This is a genomic window from Streptomyces sp. NPDC057654 (assembly GCF_042800135.1).
Lineage (GTDB): Bacteria > Actinomycetota > Actinomycetes > Streptomycetales > Streptomycetaceae > Streptomyces.
This window is the reverse complement of the sequence record NZ_JBHVHQ010001277.1, coordinates 1-1,715: the sequence shown is the minus strand read 5'-3', so window position 1 is coordinate 1,715 and position 1,715 is coordinate 1. Positions and strand designations below refer to the sequence as shown.

Annotated in this window: 2 protein-coding genes; both read right to left on the bottom strand. The window is 70.4% G+C overall.

The window, feature by feature from the left end; all coding sequences use genetic code 11:
- Positions 1-856: DUF5667 domain-containing protein (locus tag ACFU99_RS42815; protein ID WP_384403970.1), on the bottom strand; the 856-nt coding region annotated here is incomplete at its 3' end.
- 204 nt (positions 857-1,060) lie between these two features.
- Positions 1,061-1,715, bottom strand: a 655-nt coding sequence (locus ACFU99_RS42810) for an ECF subfamily RNA polymerase sigma factor, BldN family (protein WP_384403967.1), incomplete at its 5' end; no start/stop codon positions are given.

Below are 1,715 nucleotides of genomic sequence, written 5' to 3'. Positions count from 1 at the left end.
GATCCGACGTGGACGGGAGCAGCGACCGCAGCGGGCCGACCTCCTCGTCTATGGCGTCGAAGACCGAACTCACCTGATCGCGCACATCGGTGAGCTGGAGGGGCAGCCGCTCGCGCAGCTGCTGCCAGCCCTCGCGGTGCGAGGTGGTGAAGGACGACAGCGCCCGGATCGGGTTGAGCGAGCCGTCGCGCTCGTACGCCTCATGCAGCAGCCGGTGGCCCTCGGAGGCGTCGAAGTGCATGCCGGACAGCGCCTTGCGGACCTCGCCCACCGATTCGTGATCGAGGTCGCCGAGGCGGCCGCGCTCCAGGAGGCGACGGGCCTCCTGCATGCGCGTGGACGCCTGGTCCAGATAGATCTGGCCGCGATCGGAGTCGCCGTCGGCCATGCCCAGCTTGAAGTCCTCCATGCCGCGCTTGAGTCCGTACAGCGAATCGCCGGGGAGGGCGCTGTTGCTCGCCGCGGCGACGCCGCCGAACGCGCCCGCCGCCACGCCCACCGTGAGCCCGCCGGCGGCGAGCCCCTTGGACCAGCGGGAGCGCGGCCGCAACTTGCTCAATGGGCTCGCGCGGTGCGCGCCCTTTCCGGAACGCTGCTCGGGGACTTGGGCTGCGCCCTCCGCGAACTGTGCCTCCATGGCGGCGATCAGCCGCGCCCGCTGCACGATTTTGACTTCGGGGTCCAACTCCGGTGCCGGTAGCTCGCCGAGCCCGCTCGCCAGGGCCAGCAGCCGATTCCGCTCGGCGTGCTCCGCCGATGGATCGGACTGCTCGGCCGTTGCGCCCTGGAGCTCCTGCTCCTCCAGGGACTGGGCGAAGGCGTTCGCCCGCCGGTGCGCCGATACGTTCGCGATCACAGGCGGCACCTCCTCTCGTCATGACGGTCGACTCCCCAGGACACCTGGAAGGTTGCACGCCTTGAGCGCGTCCACTCGATCGAGTGAGTGGCTGCGGGCATGGCGTGACCGCAGGGAGCCTGCATCCCGCACAACGAGCGGCGCGGCACTCGGGTTACGCGGTCCGGATGATCTGACCGCAGGTGAGGGGGTGCATACCGAGGGTCAGCGGGCATCGTCCGGCAGGAGCCGGGCGAGGGTTCGTACGGCTCGGTATTGGAGGGTCTTGATGGCCCCCTCGTTCTTCCCCATGACGCGGGCGGTCTCGGCGACCGACAGGCCCTGGAGAAAGCGGAGGGTCACGCATTCCTGCTGCTGCGGGTTGAGCTTGCGCACCGCTTCCAGCAGTGCGGCGTTGGAGAGGGATTCGAGGACGGAGTCCTCCGGGCTGCGCTCGACCTCGTTGGCGTCGAGCATTTCGCCGGTGGTCACTTCGAGGCGGAACCGCGAGGACTTGAAGTGGTCGGCGACCAGGTTGCGGGCGATGGTCACCAGCCAGGCGCCGAAGTCGCGGCCCTGCCAGGTGAAGGTGCCGATGCGGCGCAGGGCGCGCAGGAACGTCTCGCTGGTGAGGTCCTCGGCGGTGGCGCGGCCGCCCACGCGGTAGTAGATGTATCGGTAGACGGTGTCGGAGTACTGGTCGTAGAGGCGGCCGAAGGCGTCGGCCTCTCCGGCCTGGGCGCGCTCGACCAGGTCCATCATGCGAGCGCTGTCACTGTCGGCGCTCGGGCGGCGGGGGGCGGTGGCCGGGCCGGAGCCGGCACGTCCGCGGGTGCGTCTGCCGACGGCCGTGGTGCTTTCGGCCATGGCGAAGCAGGGG